Annotated in this window: 16 protein-coding genes; 10 read left to right on the top strand and 6 right to left on the bottom strand. The window is 74.0% G+C overall.

The features are described from left to right. Positions 1-126 precede the first annotated feature (126 nt). The 6 genes from sbnA (at position 127) to PU704_RS08895 (ending at position 10,318) form a co-directional block, all read left to right on the top strand. Positions 127-1,200, top strand: a complete 1,074-nt coding sequence (gene sbnA, locus PU704_RS08870; protein ID WP_277551037.1) for a 2,3-diaminopropionate biosynthesis protein SbnA — start codon at positions 127-129, stop codon at positions 1,198-1,200. Further along, complete coding sequence (locus tag PU704_RS08875; protein ID WP_277551038.1) at positions 1,197-4,121, top strand: Pls/PosA family non-ribosomal peptide synthetase; 2,925 nt, start codon at positions 1,197-1,199, stop codon at positions 4,119-4,121. Before sbnA ends, PU704_RS08875 begins: the two co-directional genes overlap by 4 nt. Then, positions 4,118-6,628, top strand: coding sequence for a non-ribosomal peptide synthetase (locus PU704_RS08880; RefSeq protein ID WP_277551039.1), 2,511 nt, complete (start codon positions 4,118-4,120; stop codon positions 6,626-6,628). Before PU704_RS08875 ends, PU704_RS08880 begins: the two co-directional genes overlap by 4 nt. Before the next feature lie 20 nt (positions 6,629-6,648). Next, positions 6,649-7,668: a TauD/TfdA family dioxygenase gene (locus PU704_RS08885; protein ID WP_277551040.1), complete on the top strand. Its 1,020-nt coding sequence runs from the start codon at positions 6,649-6,651 to the stop codon at positions 7,666-7,668. Beyond that, a complete protein-coding gene (gene sbnB / locus PU704_RS08890) occupies positions 7,659-8,738 on the top strand; it encodes a 2,3-diaminopropionate biosynthesis protein SbnB (RefSeq protein ID WP_277551041.1) in 1,080 nt (359 codons plus the stop codon). Before PU704_RS08885 ends, sbnB begins: the two co-directional genes overlap by 10 nt. A gap of 167 nt (positions 8,739-8,905) precedes the next feature. Continuing rightward, positions 8,906-10,318: an MFS transporter gene (locus tag PU704_RS08895; RefSeq protein WP_277551042.1), complete on the top strand. Its 1,413-nt coding sequence runs from the start codon at positions 8,906-8,908 to the stop codon at positions 10,316-10,318. 81 nt (positions 10,319-10,399) lie between these two features. On the opposite strand, the gene PU704_RS08900 is transcribed toward PU704_RS08895, so the two are convergent. Then, positions 10,400-11,821, bottom strand: a complete 1,422-nt coding sequence (locus PU704_RS08900) for an NAD(P)H-quinone dehydrogenase (RefSeq protein ID WP_047804358.1) — start codon at positions 11,819-11,821, stop codon at positions 10,400-10,402. 79 nt (positions 11,822-11,900) lie between these two features. Here PU704_RS08900 and PU704_RS08905 point away from each other — a divergent pair, with 79 nt between their 5' ends. Next, positions 11,901-12,722: a purine-nucleoside phosphorylase gene (locus tag PU704_RS08905; RefSeq protein ID WP_277551043.1), complete on the top strand. Its 822-nt coding sequence runs from the start codon at positions 11,901-11,903 to the stop codon at positions 12,720-12,722. A gap of 89 nt (positions 12,723-12,811) precedes the next feature. Next, a complete protein-coding gene (locus PU704_RS08910; protein WP_277551044.1) occupies positions 12,812-14,665 on the top strand; it encodes a phospho-sugar mutase in 1,854 nt (617 codons plus the stop codon). 113 nt (positions 14,666-14,778) lie between these two features. On the opposite strand, the gene PU704_RS08915 is transcribed toward PU704_RS08910, so the two are convergent. From PU704_RS08915 to nirD, 3 genes are all read right to left on the bottom strand, one after another. Next, positions 14,779-16,044, bottom strand: a complete 1,266-nt coding sequence (locus tag PU704_RS08915; protein WP_277551045.1) for a heparan-alpha-glucosaminide N-acetyltransferase domain-containing protein — start codon at positions 16,042-16,044, stop codon at positions 14,779-14,781. A gap of 225 nt (positions 16,045-16,269) precedes the next feature. Beyond that, complete coding sequence (locus PU704_RS08920) at positions 16,270-17,175, bottom strand: alpha/beta hydrolase family protein (protein WP_277551046.1); 906 nt, start codon at positions 17,173-17,175, stop codon at positions 16,270-16,272. Between the two features lie 120 nt (positions 17,176-17,295). Further along, positions 17,296-17,709, bottom strand: a complete 414-nt coding sequence (gene nirD, locus PU704_RS08925; protein WP_075872386.1) for a nitrite reductase small subunit NirD — start codon at positions 17,707-17,709, stop codon at positions 17,296-17,298. Positions 17,710-17,993: 284 nt separating this feature from the next. Here nirD and nirB point away from each other — a divergent pair, with 284 nt between their 5' ends. Both nirB and PU704_RS08935 read left to right on the top strand, forming a co-directional pair. After that, positions 17,994-20,621 (top strand): nitrite reductase large subunit NirB, encoded by a 2,628-nt coding sequence (gene nirB, locus PU704_RS08930; protein ID WP_277551047.1) that lies wholly within the window; start codon positions 17,994-17,996, stop codon positions 20,619-20,621. 89 nt (positions 20,622-20,710) lie between these two features. Beyond that, positions 20,711-21,826 carry a uroporphyrinogen-III synthase gene (locus tag PU704_RS08935; RefSeq protein ID WP_047804352.1) on the top strand — a complete coding sequence of 372 codons (1,116 nt, stop codon included), beginning with the start codon at positions 20,711-20,713 and terminating at the stop codon, positions 21,824-21,826. Positions 21,827-22,143: 317 nt separating this feature from the next. Here PU704_RS08935 and PU704_RS08940 read toward each other — a convergent pair whose 3' ends face one another. Both PU704_RS08940 and PU704_RS08945 read right to left on the bottom strand, forming a co-directional pair. Then, positions 22,144-23,745, bottom strand: coding sequence for an FAD-dependent oxidoreductase (locus PU704_RS08940; protein WP_255396055.1), 1,602 nt, complete (start codon positions 23,743-23,745; stop codon positions 22,144-22,146). Then, complete coding sequence (locus PU704_RS08945; protein WP_277551048.1) at positions 23,742-25,895, bottom strand: molybdopterin oxidoreductase family protein; 2,154 nt, start codon at positions 25,893-25,895, stop codon at positions 23,742-23,744. The genes PU704_RS08940 and PU704_RS08945 overlap by 4 nt, the downstream gene beginning before the upstream one ends. Positions 25,896-25,925 lie beyond the last annotated feature (30 nt).

A 25,925-nucleotide genomic window follows, 5' to 3' on the forward strand; every position in this document is an offset into this window, starting at 1 on the left:
GATCGGCACACCGGCACAGGACTCCCTGCGGTGCCGATCACTCCAGCGACGCGCCGGCCCGGATCCGAAGCGCCGCCCTGCGGCGGTCCGACGGGACGAGCGCACGACCACAGAACGAGGAAGAACATGCCCATCATCAGGCATCCGCACCAGTTCAACGAGTCGAGTCTGTTCATCGATCTGCAGGACGTGCTCAGCCACCGGCTCTACCTGAAGATCGAGGGATTCAACCTCGCCGGCTCGATCAAGCTCAAGCCCGCCGTGGAGATGGTCGAGCGGGCCGAGCGAGAAGGGAGAGTCGGTCCGGGTTCCGTCCTCGTAGAGTCCTCCTCCGGGAATCTCGGCGTCGCGCTCAGCATGATCGCCGCCAGCAAGGGGTACCGCTTCGTGTGCGTGATCGATCCACGCTGCAACCCCGCGACCCGGCAGCTCATGGAGTCGCTCGGGGCGCAGGTGGACCTGGTCACCGAGCCGGATCCCGTCGACGGTCTCCTCGGGGCCCGGCTCAACCACGTCCGGGAGCTGTGCGAGTCCGACGACCGGTACGTCTGGCTCAACCAGTACACCAATTCCGGCAACTGGGGAGCGCACTACCGCTGGACCGCGTCCGAGATCGACGCCCAGTTCCCCGAGCTCGACGTGCTGTTCGTCGGCGCCGGGACGACGGGCACCCTGATGGGGTGCGCCCGGTACTTCCACGAGCACCGGCCCGACGTCCGGATCGTCGCGGTCGACGCCGTCGGCTCGGTGACGTTCGGCGGCCCACCGGCCACCCGCCTGATCCCCGGGCTGGGCATGAGCGTGCGGCCGCCCCAGCTCGACGAATCCCTGATCGACGACGTGGTGCTCGTCGAGGAACTCGACACCGTGCGCACCTGCCACCGCCTGGCCGGGAGCGGGTTCCTGCTCGGCGGCTCCACCGGGACCGTGGTCCACGGCGCCATGACGTGGCTCTCCGGCCACCGCGCCCGGGACGTCACCGCGGTGGCCATCTCTCCCGACCTGGGCCGCCCCTACCTCGACACCATCTACCACCCGGACTGGGTGCTCGACCACTTCGGCGCCGCGGCGCTCGCCCGCGACGACGCGCCGACGGCTCCGGACCGGCGGTCCGGCCTGGTGGCGGAGCCACGGCACCCGGCAGCCACACCGGCGACCGATTCCGTGGCCGCCTCCTCCCCCAGGAGCCCATCGCAGTGAAGAAGCTCGCCGAAACCCTTCCGATGCCGTCGATCCGCACGATGCCCACGGTTCCCTCGGCTCCCACGGTTCCCCCGAGAAGCAGCCCTCCGTCCGCACCGGCATCCGAGGCGCCCGGCGCGGACGCCCCGCTCGAGCGCCGGCTGGCAGCCCTCCTCGCCTCCGTGGTGCAGCGGGACGACGTCCCCGTGGACGCCGACTTCTTCGGTGACCTGGGCGCGGACTCCCTGGTGATGGCCAAGTTCTGCGCCCGGGTGCGCAAGCAGCCGGACCTGCCGGCCGTGTCCATGAAGGACATCTACCAGCATCCGACGATCACGGCGCTGGCCGGGGCCCTGGCGCCGGCGGAGCCGGTGCCGGAACCCGTGCAGGACCGGTTGGCCGAGGTGCTGACCGGGGTGCTGGGCGGGACGCCGGTGCCGGTGGACGCCGACTTCTTCGACGACCTGGGGGCGGACTCGCTGGTGATGGCCAAGTTCTGCGCCCGGGTGCGCAAGCAGCCGGACCTGCCGACGGTGTCCATGAAGGACATCTACAGCAACCCGAGCATCGCCGCCCTGGCGGCGGCACTGCACGGCCCCACGCGGACGGACCGGCCGCAGGAGCCCCCGCCGGTCCTGGCGTCCGTGCCGGAGACACCGCCGCCCTCGGACGCGCGGACCTGGGAGTACGTCACCTGCGGCGTCCTGCAGGTGCTCGTCTACCTCGGCTACTGCCTGCTCGCCGGCGGTCTCGCGGCCGTGGGGTATCTGTGGGTGTTCCCGGACGCAGGCCCGGGCAACCACCACTGGCTGGGCCACGGCATGAGCCTCTGGGAGCTCTATCTGCGGTCGGTGGCCTTCGGCGCGGCCACGTTCGTGCTGCTGTGCCTCCTGCCGGTGGCGGCGAAGTGGATCGTCGTCGGGCGCTTCCGGCCCCAGGAGATCCGGATCTGGAGCCTGGCCTACTTCCGGTTCTGGCTGGTCAAGGCCCTGATGCGCACCTCGCCCCTCGCGCTGATGACCGGGTCCCCGCTGACGCCCCTCTACTTGCGGGCCATGGGCGCCACAGTGGGCCGCAATGTGACGATCCTGACCGCTCGCCTGCCGGTCTGCACCGACCTGCTCACCATCGGGGACGGGACCGTGATCCGCAAGGACGTGGTTGCCAACGGTTACCGCGCCCACGGCGGCGTCATCCAGACCGGCGCCGTGACGCTGGGCCGGGACGTGATCGTCGGGGAGGGCAGCGTCCTGGACATCGGCACGGCCATGGGGGACGGCTCCCAGCTGGGCCACCGCTCCACCCTGTACACCGGCCAGGTGGTGCCGGCGGGCGAGCGCTGGCACGGTTCGCCGGGCCGGCGCACGGACCTGGACCTCGGCACGGTCCCCGCCGCGCCCTACCGGCCGTGGCGGCGGGGCGTGTACGCCGTGTCCCAGCTGGTGGGCACCCTCGCGCTGGGCCGCACGATGCTGGTCCTGACGATGGTCCTGGTCGTCCTGGCCTTTCCGCGCGTGGCGGCGCTGCTGGAGTCGCATCCGCACGCGTTCACCAACTGGGTCTTCTACGCCGACGCCCTGTTCTTCGCCGGTGTGGGCGTCTTCGGCGGCACGGCACTGATGCTGGTGGTCATGACGACGGTGCCGCGGGTGCTCCAGCTGGCGCTGAAGCCGGACACGGTCTATCCGCTGTTCGGGCTGCGGTTCGCGGCGGAGCGGGCGGTGACCAGGCTGACCAACAGCCCGATGCTCGGGACGCTGTTCGGCGACAGCTCGTACGTCGTGCCCTACGTGCGGGCCCTCGGGTACGACCAGCCGAACGTCCAGCAGACCGGTTCGAACCTGGGCACGCTGTTCAAGCACGACAACCCGTACCTGTCGACGATCGGCACCGGCACGATGATCGCCGACGGGGTGTCCTTCATGAACACCGACTACTCGGCGACGTCGTTCACCGTCGCCCGGGCGGAGATCGGCGCGCACAACTTCCTCGGCAACTTCGTGCTCTACCCGGCCGGGGCCAGGACCGGGAACAACTGTCTGCTCGCGACCAAGGTGATGGTCCCCGTCGACGGGCCGGTCCGCCACGACGTGGGCCTGCTCGGGTCGCCGGCGTTCGAGATCCCGCGCTCGGTGCTGCGGGACGCCCCGCTCGAGGAGCACGCCGACCCGGCCCGCTTCCACCAGGTCCTCTCGGCCAAGAACAAGCACAACCTGCGCACGATGGCGCTCTTCCTGCTGGTGCGGTGGCTCAACGCGTCGCTGGCCATGCTGGCCGCGTTCGCCGCCCTCGAGCTGTCCGACCGGTTCGGTGCCCTGGCCCTCTCCGCGTCCTTCGTGGTGATGCTCCTGCTCGGCCTGCTGATCCCCATCGGCATCGAGCACCTCGTGACGGGGTCCCGGCCGCTCCAGCCCCAGCTCTGCTCCATCTACCACCCGTACTTCCGGTGGCACGAGCGGTACTGGAAGCTGCAGATCGTGAACTGGCGCATGACCATGCTCAACGGGACGCCGTTCAAGCCGCTGGTCTGGCGTCTGCTGGGGGTGCGGATCGGCAGCCGGGTCTTCGACGACGGCTGCTCGATCCCCGAGCGGAGCCTGGTGACGATCGGCTCCCGCTGCACCCTCAACACCGGCACCAACATCCAGTGCCACTCCCAGGAGGACGGCATGTTCAAGTCCGACCACGACGTCATCGGCGACGACGTCACCCTCGGTGTCGCAGCTCTCGTCCACTACGGCGTGACCGCCGAGGACGGCGTCGTCGTCGCCACCGACTCGTTCGTGATGAAGGGGGCCACCCTCACCCGGGGATCCCTGTGGGGCGGCAACCCGGCCGTCGAGGCCCCGACCCTCACCACGACCCCCGTCACCACGACCCCCACCGTCACGACCTCCACCCTCACGTTCCCCGCCGTCCCGGAAAGGCGCCGGTCATGACCACCACCTCGGGGCCCGTCCGCCGGGCCGTTCCGCAGCACACCCCGGACTCGCCCCGCGACCGGCCGGCGCGGCCGGAGTCCGCGCCGACGTGCATTCCGCGCTGGACCCAGGACCCCGGGGCGGGTCAGGAGCAGGTCGACGTGGCCGTGCCCGAGGACCTGCGCACCGCGGTGGGTCCGCTGGCGCGCGCCTGGGAGGTGGCGCCGGAGGCGGTCTGGCTGGCCGCCCACGCCAGGGTGCTGCAGGCGCTGTCGGGCGAGACGGAGATCGCCACCGGCAGCAGGGACGCGGCGGGGACCTGGCCGCTCCGGCTCGACCTGGGCCGGCGGTCCTGGCGCGCCCTCGTCCGGGAGGCGCACGCCCGGCACGCCGCGGCCCGCGCGGAGCGGCCCGCTCCGGGACAGGTGCGGAACCAGCCCGGGACGCCCGGGTACGAGGTGGTGTTCGCCACCGGACAGGACCCCGATCCCGAGCTGCCGGAGGGCATCGTCCTCGGCGTGTGCCTCCGGGCCGGGGGTCAGGCGCTGCGTCTGCGGTACCGCCGGGACGTCCTCGATGCCGGTGCCGCCCGCAGGATCGCCGGATACCACCTGGCCGCGCTCCGCCACCTGGTCGCAGACCCGGCGGCGGGGCCCGAGGACGCCGATCTGGTCGGTGCGGACGAGCGGCGCCTCCAGCTCGAGCAGCTGGCCGGGCCCGTGCGGGCCCGGCCCCCGCGCCGCTTCCACGAGCTGTTCGAGGAGCGCGTCCGCCGGCACCCCGCGCGCGTCGCGGCCGTCCAGGACACGCGTCAGTGGACGTACGCGGAGCTGAACGCCCGCGCCAACCGGGTGGCCCGCGCGCTGCTCGTCCGCGGACTGCAGGCGGAGGACATCGTGGCGGTGGTCGCCGAGCGGGACCTGGAGTGGATGGCCGCCGTCATCGGCGTCCTCAAGGCCGGAGGCGCATACCTGCCGCTGGAGCCCCACTTCCCGCCCGACCGGATCACCAGGACCCTCACCCGCGCCGGGTGCCGGACGGTGCTGACCGAGAAGGGAAGCACCGCCTCGCTGGACCGAGCGCTGGCCGAGATGCCCGCCGTGGCGAAGCTCCTCGTGGAGGACGTCGAGACCGAGGGGCACGCCGACGACGACCCCGGTGTGGCGGTGCGGCCGGACCAGCTCGCCTACGTCTACTTCACCTCGGGCTCCACGGGCGAGCCCAAGGGGGCGATGTGCGAGCACGACGGGATGGTGAACCACCTGCACGCCAAGATCGAGGACCTCGGGATCGGCCCGGGCGACGTCGTCGCCCAGACCGCTCCCCAGTGCTTCGACATCTCGCTGTGGCAGCTGGTCTCGGCGCTGCTCGTCGGCGGCCGCACCCTCATCGTCGGGCAGGACCGGATCCTCGACGTCGAGCGGTTCGTCGACACGGTGGAACGGGACGGGGTCGCGGTCCTGCAGCTCGTCCCGTCCTACCTGGACGCGGTGGTGGCCTACCTGGAGCGGAAGCCCCGCCCCCTGCCCGACCTCCGCTGCGTCTCGGCGACCGGGGAGGCGCTCAAGCAGGAGCTGGTCCGCCGCTGGTTCGAGGTGCTGCCCGACGTCCAGCTGGTCAACGCCTACGGACTGACCGAGACCTCGGACGACACGAACCACGAGGTGATGCGTGCCGTCCCTGCGGGCGACCACGTGCCGCTGGGCCGGCCGGTCCCGAACGTCCGGATCCACCTGCTCGACGAGCGGCAGCGGCTCGTGCCGCTGGGCGCGCCGGGCGAGATCGCCTTCTCCGGGGTGTGCGTGGGCCGGGGGTACGTCAACGACCCGGAGCGGACGGCACAGGCCTACTCCACCGATCCGTACGTGGAGGGCGCGCGGCTCTACCGGGCCGGTGACTACGGACGCTGGTCGCCGGACGGCAAGCTGGAGTACCTGGGCCGCCGGGACCACCAGGTCAAGATCTCCGGGTTCCGCATCGAGATCGGGGAGATCGAGAACGCCCTCCTGCGGGTCCCCGGGGTCCGCGACGGGGCGGTCGTCGTGGCCGAGCGGGCGGACCGGGGCAAGCACCTGGTCGCCTTCTACCACGCGCCCGAACCGCTGGACGCCGACGCGCTGCGCGAGCGCCTGGCGCGGTCGCTGCCCCGGTACATGGTCCCGCAGGTGGTCCAGTGGCAACCGGCCCTCCCGCTGACGGCCAACGGCAAGATCGACCGCAGGCGCCTCACCGCCCTGGCGGCGGAGCTCGAGCCCGAGAACGGTTCCCGCGACGCCCCGCGCACCGCCACCGAGCAGTGGCTGGCGGCGGCGTGGTCGCGCGTGCTCGCCGTGCCGGAGGACCGGATCGACCGCCGTGACCACTTCTTCGACCTCGGGGGCTCGTCGCTCACCGCCGTCCGGCTCGCCATCGCCCTGGACCGGAAGGTGTCACTGAAGGACCTCATCAACCACCCGGTCCTCACCGACCTCGCCACGGAGCTGGACTCCAGGTCCGCCGCGGCCGGCGCACCCGCCCGGCCGTGATCCCACCGGAAGGAACCACCATGACCGCGAAGCCCGCCACCACCCAGGCCTCCGCCCCTCCGGAGCTCGACGTCGACGTGCGGCCGGGTGCGCCGCCCACGGTCCTGGTCCCTCCCCCGGGCGACGCGGCGGCCTGGGCCCGGCAGCACCGCGACTCCCTGCGGGCGGCCGTCGCCCGGCACGGGGCCGTCCTCGTGCGCGGCCTCGGGCTCTCGGAGCCCGCGCAGGTCGAGGCCGTCTTCCGGGCCGTCGGCTCCGAGCTGATGACCGAGCGGGAGGCCTTCGCCGCGCGCAGGTCCTACGCGCCCGGCGTGTACTCCTCGGCCACCTGGCCACCGAACCAGCCCATGTGCATGCACCACGAGCTGAGCTACACGCTCCACGCCCCCGGTCTGATGCTCTTCGCCTGCCGCACCGCCCCGGCCGCCGGCGGCGTGACCGGTGTCGCCGACTCCCGGGCGGTGCTCGGCGCCCTGCCCCCGGACCTGGTCGCACGGTTCGAGCGCGACGGCTGGATGCTGATCCGCAACTACAACGACGAGATCGGCGCCTCCGTCGCGGACGCCTTCGGCACGGACGACCCCGCAGAGGTCGAGCGCTACTGCACCGCGAACCGGATCGAATACGAGTGGCGGCCCGACGGCGGCCTGCAGACGCGTCAGCGCCGTGCCGCGATCGTGCGCCACCCGGTCACCGGGGAGCGCTGCTGGTTCAACCAGGTCGCCTTCCTCAGCGAGTGGACCATGGAGCCGGAGGTCCGCGAGTACCTCGTCGACATGTACGAGGAGGACGGCCTGCCGTTCCGGACGGCGTTCGGCAACGGCGACCCGATCGACGAGGACGTCGTGGCCCTGCTCAACGAGATCTACGAGTCGCACACGCTGCGCGAACCGTGGCGAGCCGGTGACCTGATGCTCGTGGACAACGTCCGGACGGCGCACAGCCGCGAGCCGTACGAGGGCGAGCGGGAGATCCTCGTCGCCATGAGCGATCCGGTGTCGCTCCGAGACGCGGCCCCGGAGGAGGAGTCATGGCGCTGACAGCCGGACCCGACACGAACCGGAGGCAGGACGCCCCGGACGAGCGACCGACCATCCCGTCCTTCGCGGTCGTCTCCGGCGCGGAGGTCGACCAGGCCCTGCAGGGACACCGGGCGGAGATCGTCGGGCTGGTGGAGGACACCTACCGGCTGCACGGCGCCGGGCAGACGGTCAACCCGCCCTCGTACTTCCTGCGGTTCCCGGACCGCCCGACCGGCCGGATCATCGCGCTGCCCGCATCCCTGGGCGGACCCGCCGCCGTGGACGGCCTGAAGTGGATCTCCAGCTTCCCCACCAACGTGGAGTCCGGCATCCCGAGAGCCTCCGCGGTGCTGATCCTCAACGACCCCCGGACGGGCTACCCGTTCGCCTGCCTGGAGAGCTCCATCATCAGTGCCTCCCGGACCGCCGCCTCCGCGGCCCTGGCCGCGGACTGGCTCAGCCGGACGCGGGACCGTCCGACCCGGGTGGGCTTCTTCGGCGTCGGGCTCATCGCCCGCTTCGTGCACGCGTTCCTGGCGGACACCGGGTGGGACTTCGAGGAGATCGGGGTCTTCGACCTGCTGCCCGGCAGCCGCGAGGGCTTCCGCGGCTACCTCGAGCGCTCCGCGCCCGGGAGCACGGTCACCGTCCACGAGGACGCCGAGTCGCTGATCCGCTCCAGCGACCTGGTCGTGTTCGCGACCACCGCGGGGGAACCGCACGTCACCGATCCGGCGTGGTTCGAGCACCACCCGCTGGTGCTCCACATCTCGCTGCGCGACCTCGCGCCGGAGGTGATCCTGGCCGCCACGAACATCGTCGACGACGTGGAGCACTGCCTCAAGGCCCAGACGTCCGTGCACCTGACCGAGCAGCTCACCGGCTCACGGGACTTCCTCGCCGGCACGCTGTACGCCGTCATGACCGGAGCCGTGGAGGTGCCGGCGGACCGGACGGTGGTCTTCTCGCCGTTCGGCCTGGGAGTGCTCGACCTCGCGGTGGGCAAGCACGTCTACGACACGGTCGCCGGCACCGGCGGCCTGCACACGATCGACTCCTTCTTCCACGAGGTCCGTCGGTACGGGTGAATTCCGCCTCCCGGGCCCGGACCGTCCCAGCACGCCCAAACGGGTCGGGGCCGGGACGGCGTGAGTCCTCCGGCATTCCACGATGTGAGACACGGCACCCACCATGCGGACACCACCGTTAGCATCGGAGCTTTGATCCCAGCCGCTGCAACCACCGAGGTGTCCTCATGTCCTCACCGGTGACCGGGCAGGGCGCCACCGGCGCTCCCGCCCCCTCGCTCCCCCTGTCCGCCCGCGTGCCCCGCAGCCGGGTGATCCTGGCCTCGCTCGTGGGCACGACCATCGAGTTCTACGACTTCTACGTCTACGCGACCGCGGCGGTGGCCGTGTTCCCCGCCCTGTTCTTCACCGGCCAGGACGAGACCGCCAAGCTGCTGGCCTCCATGGCCACCTTCGCGGCCGCGTTCGTGGCCCGCCCCATCGGCTCCGTGATCTTCGGCCACTTCGGTGACCGGATCGGCCGCAAGGCCACCCTGATCGGCGCGCTGCTGACCATGGGCGTCGCCACCTTCCTCATCGGCCTGCTGCCCACCTACTACTCGATCGGCATCTGGGCCCCGCTCATCCTGACGATCCTGCGCTTCTGCCAGGGCCTCGGCCTGGGCGGCGAGTGGTCCGGGGCGGCGCTGCTGGCCACCGAGTACGCCGAGGAGGGCAAGCGGGCCCGCGCGGCCATGTGGCCGCAGCTCGGCGCCCCGTTCGGGTTCATCCTGGCCAACGGCTTCTTCCTGGTGCTCACCCTCGTGATGGGCTTCGTCTCGGTCGCCGACCAGGGTACCGACCACCCGTTCCTCACCTGGGGCTGGCGCATCCCGTTCCTGGCCTCCGTGGTCATGGTCGTCGTCGGCCTGTGGGTGCGGTTCAAGCTCGAGGAGACCCCGGTCTTCCAGAAGGCCCTCGACCAGGGCGAGAAGGTCCAGACCCCGCTGGTCGAGGCGTTCCGCAGCTCGTGGCTGCAGATCATCCAGGGCACGTTCATCATGCTGGCCACCTACATGCTCTTCTACCTGATGACCGCCTGGATCCTGTCCTACGGCATCGGCAGCCCGGACAACGGCGGCCTGGGCATCCCCTACCGCGACTTCCTCGTGCTGCAGCTGCTCGCGGTGCTCCTGTTCGCCGCGATGGTGCCCGTCTCCGGGTGGGTCGCCGACCGCTTCGGCCGGCGCAGCTCGCAGCTGGTCATCACCACCGCCATCCTGGTCTTCGGCCTGAGCTTCGGGCTGATCATGGACCCGGCCGCGGTCGGCACCGGGGAGGACGTCAGCATGGTCCGCGTGCTGTTCTTCCTGGCGGTCGGCATGACGCTGATGGGCCTGACCTTCGGCTCGATGTCCGCGATCCTGCCCGAGCTGTTCCCCACGAACGTGCGCTACACCGGCTCCGGCGTGGCCTACAACGTGGCCTCGATCCTCGGCGCGGCCATCACCCCGTACGTCGCCGTGTCCCTCAACGCCACCTACGGCGTGGGCTCGGTGGGCCTGTACCTGACGCTGGGCGCGGTGCTGACCCTCGTCGCGCTCTGGTTCTCCCCGGAGACCAAGGACGTGGACATGCAGAACGTGGTCACCCGGCGCTGACCCGATCCGCCGCAGCCACACCACGCGCAACGGCCGCATCCCCGTCCGGGATGCGGCCGTTGCGCGTGCTGCCGGGCCTGCTCAGACGTGCACGTGCAGGCGCCGGGCGGCCTCCGAGATCGAGCCCGTCAGGGACGGGTAGATCGTGAACGTGTCGGCGAGGTCGTCGACGTGCAGCTTGTGGGTGACCGCCAGCGAGATCGGGAAGATCAGCTCGGACGCGCGGGGGCCCACGACGACGCCGCCGATCACGGTTCCGGAGCCCTTGCGGGAGAAGATCTTCACGAACCCGTCCTCCACCGCCATCATCTTGGCGCGCGGGTTGGTGGACAGCTTCAGCATGATGGTGTCCGCCTGGTAGGTGCCGTCCTCGATGGACTTCTCGCTCACCCCCACGGAGGCGATCTCCGGCGAGGTGAAGATGTTGGAGGCGACCAGGTGGGTGCGCAGCGGCTTCACGGCGTCGCCCATGAGGTGGGCCACCGCGATCCGGCCCTGCATCGCGGCGACCGACGCCAGCGGGAGCACCCCCGTGCAGTCGCCCACGGCGTAGACGCCCGGCACGGTGGTGCGGGAGACGCCGTCGACCTTGATGTGGCCGGAGTCGGCGCGGGCCACCCCGACCTCGTCCAGGCCCAGGTCGTCGGTGGCGGGGATCGCGCCGACCGCCACGAGGCAGTGCGAGCCGGCGACCTTGCGCCCATCGGAGAGGGTCACGACGACGCCCTTCTCGCTGCGCTCGACCGCGTCGGCGCGGGAGCGGTTGAGCACGTTCATCCCGCGGCGCTCGAAGACGTTCTCGAGCACGGCGGCGGCGTCCTGGTCCTCACCGGGCAGCACCTGGTCCCGGGAGGAGACGAGGGTGACCTCGGCGCCGAGGCCCCGGTAGGCCGAGGCGAACTCCGCGCCCGTGACGCCCGAGCCCACCACGATCATGTGCTCCGGGACCTCCCGGAGGTGGTACAGCTGCTTCCAGTTGAAGATCCGCTCCCCGTCCGGCCGCGCGCTGGGCAGCTCGCGCGGCAGCGACCCGACCGCCAGCAGCACGGCCTGCGCGTCGAGGGTGTACTCCAGCCCGTCGTCGGTGGTGACCTCCACGCTGGTGGGGCTGAGCAGCCGGCCCCGGCCCGAGATCACGCGCACCCCCACCCGCTCCAGGCCCCGCTTGATGTCCCGGGACTGGGAGGCGGCCAGGCGCAGCAGGCGGGTGTTCACCGTGTCCAGGTCCACGGCGAGGTCGTTGATCTCGTTGCGGTCCTCGCTGCCGCGCACGTGCACGCCCAGGTCGGCGGCCTCGGCGAACCGGGTCATCGCGTCGGCGGAGGCGATCAGCGTCTTGGAGGGGACCACGTCCGTCAGCACGGCCGACCCGCCCAGTCCCTGCTGTTCGACGATGGTCACGTCCGCGCCGAGGCTGGCCGCGACCAGGGCGGCCTCGTAGCCCCCGGGACCGCCTCCGATGATGACGAGCTTCTGGATGGAGAATTCGCTGTGTGCAGTCACCCGGCCATTCTTGCAGAGGAGTACGACGACGGGGGTCCGCCACCGCCCCGGTCCCGGACCATGCGGTAGCTTGGGACGGGTGGACACAGCGCACAGCACCCCCGGCACCGACCCCTTCGAGCTCGCCCAGGAGGCCGCCGAGGCCCTCCGCCGGGCCACCGGGGTCGACACGCACGACATCGCCCTGACCCTCGGCTCCGGGTGGGGCCAGGCGGCCGAGCTCATCGGCGAGACCGTCGCCGAGGTCCCCGCCACCGAGATCCCGGGCTTCACCCCGCCCGCCCTCGAGGGCCACGTCGGCACGCTGCGCTCCGTGCGCACCCCCGCCGGCAGGCACGCCCTGGTGATCGGTGCGCGCACCCACTACTACGAGGGCCGAGGGCTGCGTGCCGTGGTGCACGGCGTGCGCACCGCGGCCGCCGCCGGGGCCGGCACCATGATCCTGACCAACGGCTGCGGCGGACTGAACCCCGCGTGGGGGCCGGGCACCCCGGTGCTGATCAGCGACCACCTCAACCTCACCGGCCGCTCCCCGCTGGAGGGCGCCACGTTCGTGGACCTCACCGACCTCTACTCCCCGCGGCTGCGCGAGCTCGCCCGCACGGTGGACCCCACCCTGGACGAGGGCGTCTACGTCCAGTTCCCCGGCCCGCACTACGAGACGCCCGCCGAGGTGCGGATGGCCGGGGTGCTCGGCGCCGACCTCGTGGGCATGTCCACCGCCCTGGAGGCCATCGCCGCCCGGCACGCGGGCATGGAGGTCTTCGGCATCTCGCTGGTCACCAACCAGGCCGCCGGGATCTCCGCCACGGCGCTGTCCCACGAGGAGGTCATCGAGGCCGGGCAGGCGGCCGGGCCCCGGATCTCGCAGCTGCTGGCGCGCATCGTCGCCCAGCTCTGACATCGTCGCCCAGCGCTGACCGGCCCCGGCCGGGCGGACGGTGCCGCCCGGCACGCCGCGCACCGGTCCCGTCCCCAGGAGGAGCCCCCATGAGCACCGACACCCGCCCCGAGCCCGACCTCCTCGCCGCCGCGCGCGCCTGGGCGGCGGACGACCCGGACCCCGTCACCCGCGCCGAGCTCACGGAGCTCGCCGAGCGGGCCGGAGCCGGCGACGCCGCGGTCCGCGCCGAGCTGGCCGACCGGTTCTCCGGCACCCTGCAGTTCGGCACCGCCGGGCTGCGGGCCGCCCTCGGCGCCGGGCCGATGCGGATGAACCGCGTGGTGGTGCTGCGCGCTGCCGCCGGGCTGGCCGCCCACGTGGTCGCCACCGCGGGGAGGGCCGCCGCCGTCCAGGCCGACGCCGAGGACATCGCAGCGGTGGAGACCGGCGCCATGGGTTCCGCCCCCGGGGATGCCGACCCCCGCGCTGCCGGCGGCGGCAGCGCCGCGCTCCGGGACGACTCCGAGGGCGCGTCCGGCGACCGGCCCCTGCGGGCCGTGGTGGGCTACGACGCCCGGTACAACTCGGACGTCTTCGCCCGGGACACCGCCGCGGTGTTCACCGCGGCCGGCATCGAGACCCTGCTGATGCCCTCGGCCCTGCCCACCCCGGTCCTCGCCTGGGCGGTGCGGGCCTTCGCGGCCGAGGTGGGCGTGATGGTCACGGCCAGCCACAACCCGCCCGCGGACAACGGGTACAAGGTCTACCTGGGCGGCCGTGCCGTGGCGCCGGAGGCCCGGGGCTGCCAGATCGTGGCCCCGCACGACCGGCTGATCGCCGAGCGGATCGCCGCTGTCGGGCCCGTGGCCGGCATCCCGCGGGCCGCCTCCGGGTGGACGGTCCTGCCCGGCGGCGTCGAGGAGGACTACCTCCGCGCGGTGGTCCCCGAGGCCGCGGCACGGGCGCGGGAGCTGAGCGTCGTCCTGACCCCCATGCACGGGGTGGGCGGGCGCGCCGCCGCGCAGGCGCTGCGGCGGGCCGGCTTCGCCGACGTCCACGTGGTCGCCGAGCAGGCGGAGCCCGACCCCGACTTCCCCACCGTCGCGTTCCCCAACCCCGAGGAGCCCGGGGCCCTGGACCTGGCACTGGCGGCCGCCCGCGCCCAGGACGCCGATCTGGTTCTGGCCAACGACCCCGACACCGACCGGGTGGCCGCGGCCGTCCCGGTGCCCGACGGCGACGGCTGGCGGATGCTGCACGGCGACGAGGTCGGCGCGCTGCTGGGCCACGCCGCGGCGGCCCGGTGCGCCGGCCGCGCCGACGCGGTGCTCGCCAACTCGATCGTCTCTTCCCGCCTGCTCGGGCGGATCGCCGCCGCCGCCGGTCTGCCCCACCGCGAGACCCTGACCGGCTTCAAGTGGATCGCCCGGGTGCCGGGGCTGGCCTACGGCTACGAGGAGGCGCTGGGCTACTGCGTGGCCCCCGACGTCGTGCGGGACAAGGACGGGATCAGCGCCGCGGTCGCGGTCGCGGTGCTGGCCGACGAGCTGCGGGCCCAGGGCCGCACGCTGCAGGACGTCCTCGACGAGCTCGCCGTGGCCCACGGCCTGCACGCGACCGACCAGCTGAGCATCCGCGTGGCCGACCTCGCCCGGATCCCGGCGATGACCGCGGCGCTGCGGGACGCCCCGCCCACCGCCCTGGGCGGCTCGGACGTGGTGCGCGTGGAGGACCTCACCTCCCCGGACACCGGCCTGCCGCCCACCGAGGGCCTGCGCCTGCTCACCGCCGACGACACCCGGGTGATCGTGCGCCCGTCCGGCACCGAGCCGAAGCTCAAGTGCTACCTCGAGGTCGTGGCCCCGGTGCCGGACCGGGCGGGCCTGCCGGCCGCGCGGGCGGCCGCCGCCGAGAAGCTCACCCGCATCCGCGCCGAGCTCGGGACCGCCCTGGGACTCTGACCGCGCCCTCCGCCGCAGCGCCCGCCGGGCGCACCGCCCGGCATCACCGCCCCGTCGGCCGGGCCGCCTCCTCCGCCCCGGCCCCGGGCGCGTCGGCCGACGGGGTCCTCCGGTCAGCGGAGGGGTGGGGCCGCCGGCGTCGAGTCGTCCGGGCCCCGTGCGAGCACCCGGCGGGCGATGGCTTTGGTGCTCCTGGAGACCATTTTCTCCAGCGGCCCCTGGCCGAGGCTGCGCTGCCACAGCACGGCCAGCAGCGCGAAGGCGAGGACCTGTCCCCAGAACCAGGGGTGGGGGTCGTCCCAGAACAGCTCGAGCCACATGACGAGCAGGTGGATCACGTAGAGGGTGAACGTCATCGACCCCATGGCGGTCAGCGGCGTCAGCACGCGGTCGACGGCGCGCGGCAGCAGCAGGAACAGGCCCAGGACGCACACGGCCACGCCGAGGCTCAGGGCGAGGGCGAAGGGCGTGTGGGAGTGCGGGCCGGGCATGAGCAGCCACCACGGGGTCGCGGTCGGCAGTGTCGCGTCGGGACCGAAGACGACGACGTCGGCGATCTCCTCGGCGCTCATCCACGGGGTGGCCGCGACGATGGCCGCCTGCCCGCCCAGCCGCAGCGCGAGCGTGGATACTGCCCAGGCCGCACCGGCCAGGACGGCGCCCACCGCCGCCAGACCGGCTTGGACCCGCCGGTCGGTGAGGTCCATCCGGCCGATCGCGATCCCGGAGCACACGAACGTCATCCACGGCAGGGCGGGATAGGAGCCGGTCAGCAGGAGGTGCGCCAGGACGCTGCCGGGTTCCGTCACCAGCTCCAGCAGGCTCGGATTGCCGTAGTCGTTCACCGGCAGGTGGTCCAGGGCCCACAGCATGAGGACGGGCGCCAGGAGGGCGAACAGCGCCGCGCTGAGCAGCAGGTGGCGGATCCGCAGGCCCAGGAACGGGATCGCCAGCAGGAAGAAGACTCCGTAGTAGACGAGGATGTTGTCGAAGGGGATCACCAGGAAGCCCAGCAGGAACCCGACCAGGGCGATGAGGCCCGCGCGGGCGACCTGGGCCCACCGGGAGGCGGTCCGCCGCCGTCCGGTGTGCGGGGTGCGCCCGCCCGTGGTGAAGGCCAGGCTCACCCCGGCCAGGGTGACGAACAGGGCCGAGGAGTGCCCGCCGAACAGGACCCAGGAGAGGGTCGGCTCCCCCGTGTCCTCGTCGAACCAAGGCAGGGTGTGCACGGCGATCATGCCCACCAGCGCGAGGCCGCGGGCGGCGTCGACGCCGGCGAGGCGCCGGGACGGGTGGTGCCCGGCGGCGCCCCCGGCCCGCTCGGGACGGGCCCACGGGGCCGTGCCGGCACCGGCTGGACGGGTTCGTTCTTCGCTCACTCGGCTCCCCCACGGACGGATCGGTACGGCGCATCCGGACCGGCGTCGTCCGCCGCCGCGCCCCCCCCCCCCCCGGCACGGCGCCCGGGCCCCGAGAGGGCCGGAAGGCACAGTGATGCGGATCTGAGCCTACGGGAGTGTCCGTCCCCCGGCGTGGGACCAGGGAGCAGCACCGGCTCCGTGACCGAATGTGACGATCGCAAACACCGGCGCCGTCCGGGCGGGCTACCCGGCCGCGGCCTCCCGGTCCTTCTCGGCCCGCGTCAGGACCCGGTCCAGGATCCGCACGTCGGGCAGCTCGAAGTGGTCCACGTTCTCGCGGACCCGCAGCTTCACGCCCTCGTAGCCGGCGTCGGCGTACCACCGGTAGCCGTCACGGGCGGCGCGCAGGGCGTCGAAGGTCGCGTCCGGGTCAGTGCCGTCGTCGTCCTCCCCCACGTCCCAGTGCAGCCGCAGGTCCCGCAGCTGCTCGCGGGTGGGCTGCGCCTCCGCCTCCGGGGGCGCCTGGCCCCCGCCCAGCAGGATCGCCCCGCCGCCGGGGACGAGGTCCACGTGGTCGGCCAGCAGCTCCCGGGCGATCAGCTGGGCGCCCCCGGAGTAGCCGGTGAGCCAGGTGCGCGAGCGGTCGATGTCGTAGTCCTGCAGGAGGCGCTCCTCCACGAGGGCCCGGAACCACGCGGCGTTCCGCTCGGACTCCTCCCACCAGGTGATCGCTCCGGCGCGGTCCGGGGTGCGGGGCACCACGAGGATCATGTTGTGGGTGCGCGCCACCTCGGCCAGGCAGGAGACGTTGTACTCGGGGCTCTCGAACTCCCAGGCCCCGTCCCCGTGCAGGCGGAAGACCACGCCCACGGGCCGGCTCCAGTCCACGCCCTGCGCGAGCACGTGATAGCTGCTGGTCACCCCGGCGTGCCCGAAGGCGAGGTCGAACCGGTCCTGGGTCCGTTCCGCTGGCCCGAACAGGTCGCCGTCGAACAGACCCCGGTCCTCGGCGCTCTGCCGCTGGCGCACGGGCGCCTCGAGCTCGAGGCCGTAGGGCTCGCAGGAGAGCGTCTCCTCCTCGGCCTGCGGGGAGGGCTCCGGCCGGTCCAGGAGGGCGGTCAGCACGGTCAGCAGCGCGAGCACCAGCACCAGTGCCGCGGCGAGGAGCCACCGGCCCCGGCGAGGGCGCCGGGCGGCGCCGCGAGGGCCCCGGGGCGGCCACGGCCACCGGGAACTGCGAGAAGGACGCTGTCGGGTCACCCGCTCATCTTAGGGACGCCCGCCGGGGAGTTCCCCGACGACAGGCGGTGCGCTCGGCAGCGCCACGAGGACCCGCCCGTCCCGCACCAGGACGGGGTGGACGGGCAGCTCCGGCCCGTCGCCGCTGAGGCACCGGCCGGAGCCGAGGTCGTAGACCTCCTTGTGCAGCGGCGAGGCGACCGTCACCGCCGCCCCGCGGGAGCCGAGGATGCCCCGGGCCATCACGCAGGCCCCGGTGCGGGGGTCGCGGTGGTCGGCCGCCAGCACCGTGGTGCCGTCCACGCGGTAGAGCGCCACCTGCCGGCCGGCCACCCGGGCCGCCTCGCCCCACAGGGGCTCCAGGTCCGTGAGGGCGCACACGTCGTGCCAGGCGGTGGCGGGGCCGGTGGGGCGGGTGGGAGCTTCCGGGAGCGTCGCGGTCATGGGGGCCTCCTGCTGGTCGGGCGGACGGTCGGGCGGGTGCTCGGGCCGCGGGCCGGGCGGGTGCCCGGGCCGCGGGTCCGGCAACGTCGGGATCGACGTTAGGCGGGCCCGGTTTCGGGGCCGCTCCCGCACCGTTTCGCCCCGGTCAAACGCCGCTCACGGCCCCCCGGGAGGACGGTGAGGAAAGCGAAAAACCCGCGGAACGGCGGGGCAACCGCGGGGCAATCCCGTCCTCCTAGAGTCGTGCCCGACGCCCTGCCCGCCACCGTTCCCGGAGGTCTTCCGTGACCCGCTCCCCCTTCTCGGCCCGTTCCCCGCAGCACGTCGTCGTGGTCGGCGGCGGACCCGCCGCCCACCGTTTCGCGGAGGCGGTGCTGTCCGTGGAGGACCACCACGTGCGCCTGACCGTGTTCGCCGACGAGCCGTGGGTGCCCTACGACCGCGTGCAGCTGTCCAAGGCCCTCACCGGCCCGGACGGGCAGATCGACCTGACCCTGGGCGGGGGCACCGTGTGGCAGGACCCGCGGGTGGACCTGCGCCAGGGCGTGGCGGCGCGGGAGATCGACCCCGCGGCGCGCACCGTGACCGCCGCCGACGGGACGGTCTCCGGCTACGACGAGCTCGTGCTCGCCACCGGCTCCGCCGCCGCCCGCCTGGACATCCCCGGCGCCCAGCACGCCCTCGTCTTCCGCACCCTCGACGACGTCGCGGCGATCCGGGCCGAGGTGAAGCGGCTGCGGGCCCGCTACGGCCGCACCCCGCGCGGCGTGGTGATCGGCGGAGGCCTGCTGGGCCTCGAGGCAGCGGGCGGGCTGCAGGAGCTCGGCGCGGAGGCCACCGTGGTGCACTCCCGCCGGTGGCTGATGAACGCCCAGCTCGACGAGGGCGCCGGCCGGTCCCTCAACGCCCTGATCTCCGCCCGGGGCGTGCGCCTGCACCTGGGCGAGCGGCCCTCCGGGGTGGGGCTGCGCAAGGCCGACGGCGAGATCTGCGCCGTCGAGTTCCGGGACTCCGCCGACCTCGAGGCGGACCTGGTGATCGTGGCCACGGGCATCCGGGCCCGGGACCGGCTGGCCTACAACGCCGGGATCGAGACCGCTCCGCGCGGCGGCGTGGTGATCGACGACGCGTGCCGGACCTCCGCGGAGCACGTCTGGGCGATCGGCGAGGTGGCCTCCTGGAACGGGGAGTGCCTGGGCCTGGTGGCCCCGGCGAACACCATGGCGGAGATCGTGGCCGACCGCCTGGCGGGCGGGCGCTCCACGTTCGGCAGCTTCGACACCGCGACGAAGCTCAAGCTCGCCGGCGTGGACGTGGCCTCCTTCGGCGACGCCTACGGGGAGACCGAGGACTGCCTCGAGGTCGTCTACGCGGACCCGGCCCGGGGGATGTACCAGAAGGTCGTGGTGACCCAGGACGCGAGGACCCTGCTGGGCGGGGTGTTCGTCGGGGACGCCGAGCCGTACAACGCGCTGCGCCCGCTGCTCGGCCGGGAGCTGCCCGGCGAGCCCGGCGCCTACCTCTCCGCCTCCGGTGCGGAGGCCCCGGCCGGCGATCTCCCCGACGACGCCGTGCTGTGCTCCTGCAACAACGTGACGACCGGGGCGGTGCGCGAGCAGATCGGCTGCGGCGTGCACGAGATCGGCGAGCTGAAGAAGTGCTCCCGGGCCGGCACCCAGTGCGGCTCCTGCGTCCCGATGCTCAAGAAGACCCTGGACCTGGAGCTCGCCAAGGCCGGGGTGGAGGTCTCGACCGCCCTGTGCGAGCACTTCGAGCTCTCCCGCGCCGAGCTCTTCGAGGCCGTGCGCGCCCTGGACCTGTCCTCGTGGGACGAGGTGGTGGGCCGGTTCGGCACGGGCCTGGGCTGCGACATCTGCAAGCCCGTGGTGGCCTCCGTGCTCGCCTCCCAGCGCGACGAGTACGTGCTCGACGCCGGGCGCGGCGCCCTGCAGGACACCAACGACCGAGCGCTGGCGAACATGCAGAAGGACGGCACCTACTCCGTGGTCCCCCGTGTGCCGGCCGGGGAGATCACCCCGGAGAAGCTCATCGTGCTCGGCGAGGTCGCGCGCAGGTACGGGCTCTACACCAAGATCACCGGGGCCCTGCGGGTGGACATGTTCGGCGCCCGGCTCGAGCAGCTGCCCGAGATCTGGCGGGAGCTCGTGGACGCGGGCTTCGAGTCGGGGCAGGCCTACGGCAAGGCGCTGCGCAACGTGAAGTCCTGCGTGGGCTCCTCCTGGTGCCGCTACGGCGTCCAGGACTCCGTGGGCATGGCCGTGCGGCTCGAGCTGCGCTACCGGGGGCTGCGCTCCCCGCACAAGTTCAAGATGGGCGTCTCCGGCTGCGCCCGCGAGTGCGCCGAGGCCCGCGGCAAGGACGTGGGCGTCATCTCCACCACCGACGGCTGGAACCTCTACACCGGCGGCAACGGCGGGGCCACGCCGGCCCACGCCCAGCTGCTGGCCCAGGGCCTGGACGACGACACCCTGGTCCGCTACATCGACCGGTACCTGATGTACTACATCCGCACCGCGGACCGGATGCAGCGCACGGCCCGGTGGCAGGAGGAGCTCGACGGCGGCATCGAGCACGTGCGCGCCGTCGTCGTCGAGGACTCCCTGGGCGTCGGCGAGGAGCTGGAGGAGGCCATGGCCCGGCACGTGGACCGCTACGAGGACGAGTGGGCCGCGACCCTGAAGGACCCCGAGCGGCTGCGCCGGTTCCGGTCCTTCGTCAACGACGCCGCCCCGGACGACTCGCAGGACTACGTGCTCGAGCGGGGCCAGCGCCGCCCCGCGACCGACGCCGAGCGTGCGGCCGCCGAGGCCGGCGCCGGGCCGGTGCTGCTGACCGGTCCGCGCATCCCGGTGCGCGAGGGCGCCGCGGGCGCGACACCCGCCGGAGTGTGAGCGCGCCCGGCCGGAGCCGGCCGGGCGGGAGTGCGCCGGCGGAAACACGCGGAAACACGGCGGTCACAGGGCGGCCATATCCTCGGGCCATGACCGCTGCACCCTCCGCCCCCGCGCTCGGCGAGCTGACCGGGTTCCGCGTGGGCGTGACCGCCCACCGCCGGGCCACGGACTTCATCTCGGCCCTGGAGCGCCGCGGCGCGCAGGTGGTGCACGCGCCCGCCCTGATGATCTCCCCCGTGACCGAGGACACCCGGGTGATCGAGGACACCCGCACGCTGCTGGCCCACCGCCCGGAGGTCCTCGTGGTCACCACCGCCTACGGGCTCCGCCGGTGGTTCGAGGCCGCCGACGCCGCCGGCCTGGGCGAGGAGCTGCGGGACGCGTTCCGTGCCGCCCGCGTGCTCACCCGCGGCGCGAAGGCCCGCGGCCAGGTGCTCTCCCTCGAGCTCGACGACCCCGAGGTCTCCGCCGACGAGCGGACCTCCTCCGTGGTGGACCGGCTCCTGGCCGACGGCGTGCGCGGGACCCGCGTGGCCGTGCAGCTGCACGGGCTGACCGACGAGCTGCAGCTCGAGCGGCTCGTGGCCGCCGGCGCCCGCGTGGACACCGTGGCCCCCTACCGCTGGCTCTCCGCCGACGACGGCGAGCGCCTGCCCGCCCTCATCCGGGACGTGTGCGAGCGCCGGATCGACGTCCTGACCTTCACGGCCGCCCCGGCGGTCGACTCCCTGTTCAGCACCGCGCAGGAGGCCGGGCACTACGACGAGCTCGTGGAGGCGCTGCGCACCGACGTCACGGCCGCGGCGGTCGGCCCGGTGTGCGCCGGGCCCCTGCTGGAGGCCGGGGTGGAGCCGCTGGTGCCCGAGCGGTTCCGGCTGGGCGCCCTGGTCCGGGCCGTGTGCACCCACGCCGCGCAGGAGCGCACCGTGGTGCTGCCCACCCGGTACGGGACGCTGCGGCTGATGAGCACCGGCACCGCGCTGGACGGCGAGTTCGTCCCGCTCTCCGACGCGCAGGTGACGGTGCTGCGGGCGCTGGCGGCCAGCCCCGGCGCGGTGGTGTCCCGGGCGCAGCTGCTCTCCGCCGTGCCGGGCCTGGACACCGAGCACGCTCTGGAGATGGTGATCTCGCGGCTGCGCAAGGCCCTGCCCGCCCCGGTGGTGGAGACGGTGATCAAGCGCGGCTACCGGCTGTCCCCCTGACCCGCCTGCCGCTCCCTCAGCACCGCCGAGTCCCCCAGCACCGCCGAATCCCCCAACTCCGCTGAGTCCCCCCAGCACCGCCGAATCCCCAACTCCGCTGAGTCTCCCCAGCACCGCCGAGTCCCCCATGGGTTGCCATTTCCCCCTGATCGATCGAGGGGAATTGCGAGCGCAGGGGGGACTCAGCGGGACGAAGGGGGACTCGGCGGGACGAGGGGGGGGACTCGGCGATCCGGGGGTCAGGCACGAGACAGGGGTCTCGGGAGGAATGCTGGGGCGGACCACCGGGGGATCCGCGGTGGCGTCAGGCCGTGGCGTCAGGCCGGGGCCGGGGTGTGGGCGTCGATGATCCGGGCGACCGCGGCCTTGCAGCCGCCGCAGCCGGTGGCGGCCCGGGTGGCGCGGCCGACCGCCTCGACGGTGGCGGCGCCCTCGGCCACGGCGTCGGCGATGCGGCCCTTGCTCACGCCCGCGCAGTGGCAGACCGTGGACTCGGGGGTCGTCGGACGCTCGCCGGCCCCGGCGTCGGGCCCGTCCAGGCGCAGCAGGACGCTCGGGTCCTCCGGCACGGCCTCGCCGCGGTCGTGGAGCAGACCGATCTCCGCCGCGGCCCGGGGCAGGCCGAGCACGGTGTAGCCGGCGAGGGTCCGGTCCGGGCGCAGCACGAGCTGGGCGTAGGTCCCGGCCGACCCGTCGGCCCACTGCACCACGGACCCGCCGTCGGCCCGCGGCTCCCACGGCGCGCCCCCGGCCGCTCCGGCGCAGGCGAGCTCCACCTGGTGCGCCTTGAGCCGCACCGCCCCGGCGGGGCCCTCGGTCAGCGGCGCGAGCACGGTGGTCCCGCCCTCGGCCACGGCCTCCAGCTCGGCGCGCACGCGGGCGGCCAGCCACTCCGCCTGGCGCCACCCGGGGCCCACGAGCCCGGAGGGCCCCCTGCCGGCCCGGCCGGGGCAGACCTGGCAGGACGGGTCCGGGCACAGCACCTCGGCGCAGTCCCCGACGGCGAAGACGCGCTGCTCGACGTCGGCCTCCAGCTCGTGGTCCACCACGATGCCGCGGGCGGTGCGCAGACCGGCGCCCTCGGCGAGCTCGGTGCGGGGCGTGACCCCGACGGAGAGCAGCAGCAGCTCGCCGGGCACCTCGCGGCCGTCCTGCAGGAGCAGGCCGCGGAAGCCCCGGTCCTCGCCCAGGAGCACCTCGCGCGCCTGGGCGCCGGAGACCACCTCCACTCCGGCCTCGGCGAGCGCCCTCCCCAGCAGGGCTCCGCCGGCGGCGTCCAGGGACCGGGTCATCACCCACGGGGCGTGGTGGACGACCGTCACCGGGCAGCCGACCTCGCTCGCCGCGAGCGCGGCCTCGAGCCCGAGCACGCCCCCGCCCAGCACGACCACGCGGCCGCGGCGCTCGACGACGGCGCGCACGGACCGGGCGTCGCGCAGGTCCCGCAGCGCGGTGACCCCGGCGGGCAGGTGCCCGTAGGCGTGCGGATCCGGGTTGAGCCCGCGCAGCACCGGCAGGTTGGGGCGGGCGCCGGTGGCCAGGACGAGGCGGTCGTAGCCCAGCCGCCCGGAGTCTCCGGTGGCCCGGTCGGTGACGTGCAGCAGCCGGCGGGCGCGGTCGATCCGGGTCACCTCCGTGCCGAGCAGGACGTCGATCCCGCTGCGCGCCAGGAGCTCCGGGTCGGCCAGCCGCATGGAGGCGAGCTCGGCCCGGCCCATCGCGTGCTCGCCCACGAGCACCCGGTTGTAGGCGGGCTCGGCCTCCCCGCCGATCACGGTCAGGCGGATGGTGCCCGCGGCGGCGAGGTCGGCGACGTCGTCGACGAACCGGGCGGCCACGGGGCCGAAGCCGATCACGACCACGTGCTCGCCGGGGCGCATCGGGGTGCCGGTCGAGCGGGTGGGACGGTGCGGGGTCATCGGGTGCTCTCCTGGGGGTCGATCGCCCGGACGGTGACCGAGCCGGCCTTGAACTCGGGCATGGACGAGACCGGGTCCACGGCGTCCGAGGACACGAGCCGGTTGGCGGTCCCGTCACCGGCGTAGTGGAAGGGCAGGAACACGGTGTCGGGGCGGATGTCGGTGCTCAGCCGGGCCAGAGCCACGGCACGGCCGCGGGCGCTGGTCAGCTCCACCGCCGCGCCGTCGCGGATGCCGAGGGCGGCCGCGGTCGCGGGGTGGATCTGCAGCCGGGACTCGGGGCGGGCCCCGAGCAGGGAGGACACCCGGCGGGTCTGGTTGCCTGACTGGTAGTGCTCCAGGTACCGCCCGGTGGTCAGGGTCAGCGTGCCGGGTCCGTGCAGCAGTTCCCGGCGGTGTGCCCGCGGGCTCGGGTCGACCGCCCGGCCGGCGGCGCGCGCCCGGACCGGGACCAGCCGGGCCCGGCCGTCGGGGTGGCCGAAGCGGTGAAGGAAGGCCCGGGGCGTGCCGGTGGAGCTCCCCACCGGCCAGGGCCAGTAGCAGGCCTCGCCGGCGTCCAGGGCGGCCCAGCGGATCCCGGAGTAGTCGGCCGTCCCGCCGGCCGAGGCCCGGGCCAGCTCCGCGAAGACCTCCTGCGGGTCGGGGCTGAAGGCGCCCGGCGCCTCGAGCCGCCGGGCGAGCTCGGACATGATCCACAGCTCGTCCCGGGTCCCGGGCGGCGGGTCCACCGCGCGGCGGCGGCGCAGCACCCGGCCCTCGAGGTTGGTCATGGTCCCCTCCTCCTCGGCCCACTGCGGCACGGGCAGGACGAGGTCGGCGTACTCGGCGGTCTCGGAGAGGAAGAGGTCGCAGACCACCAGGAAGTCCAGGGCCTGCAGCCCCCGGGTCACGGCGGCGGTGTCCGGGGCGCCGATCACCACGTTGGAGCCGTTGACCCACAGGCAGCGCACGCCGCCCTCGGTGCCGAGGGTGCTCAGCAACCGGACCGCGGGGATCCCCGGGCCGGGCAGCTCCGCCGGGTCGACGCCCCACACCCCGGCCACGTGCGCCCGGGCGGCGGGGTCCGTGATCGAGCGGTAGCCGGGCAGCTGGTCGGCCTTCTGGCCGTGCTCGCGCCCGCCCTGGCCGTTGCCCTGGCCGGTGAGCGTGCCCCAGCCGGAGCCGGGACGACCGGGCAGCCCGAGCAGCAGGGCCAGGTTGATCGCCGCGGTCGCGGTGTCCGTGCCGTCCACGTGCTGCTCGACCCCGCGCCCGGTGAGCACGTAGGTGCCTCGCCGTTCTCGGGCCAGCCGGCGGGCGGCGCGGCGGAGCCGCTCGGCCGGGACACCGGTGACCTGCTCGACCCGCTCGGGCCACCACGCGCCGACGCTCGTGCGGAAGGCCTCGAGGCCGGTGGTGCGCCGCACCAGGTAGTCCAGGTCGGCCAGGCCCTCGTGCAGCACCACGTGGGCGAGGCCCAGCAGCAGCACCAGGTCGGAGCCGGGGGTGGGCTGCAGGTGGATCCCGCCGTCGTCGTCGGTCATCCGGGCCGTGGCGGAGCGGCGGGGGTCCACCACGATCAGGCCGCCGTGCTCCCGGGCGTGCTCCAGGTGCTGGACGAACGGCGGCATGGTCTCGGCGGGGTTGCTGCCGAGCAGCAGCACGGTGTGGGCGTCGTCGAGGTCCGTCACGGGGAACGGCAGGCCGCGGTCGGCCCCCAGCGAGCGGTTGGCGGCCGCCGCGGCGGAGGACATGCAGAACCGGCCGTTGTAGTCGATCCGCGAGGTCCGCAGGGCCACCCGCGCGAACTTCCCCAGCTGGTAGGCCTTCTCGTTGGTCAGCCCGCCGCCGCCGAAGATCCCGACGCCGTCCCGGCCGTACCGGTGCTGGGCGGCGCGGAACTCCGCCGCCATCCGGTCCAGCGCCGCGTCCCAGGAGACCTCCCGGAACACCCCGTCCGGACCGCGCAGCAGCGGCGCGATGAGCCGCGACGGGTGGGCCAGCAGCTCCGCCGACGTCCAGCCCTTCCGGCACATCCCTCCCCCGTTGACCGGGAACTGCCGGGCCCGCACCTCCGGGAAGCCCTGCGCGGCGGCGGCCGCGGAGTCCGTGTCGAGGGTCATGGCGCACTGCAGCGCGCAGTAGGGGCAGTGGGTGGCCGTGGTGCTCATGCGGGAGTTCCTTCCGGGAGGGCGGGGGCC

It is taken from the genome of Kocuria oceani (assembly GCF_029524215.1).
Lineage (GTDB): Bacteria > Actinomycetota > Actinomycetes > Actinomycetales > Micrococcaceae > Kocuria > Kocuria oceani.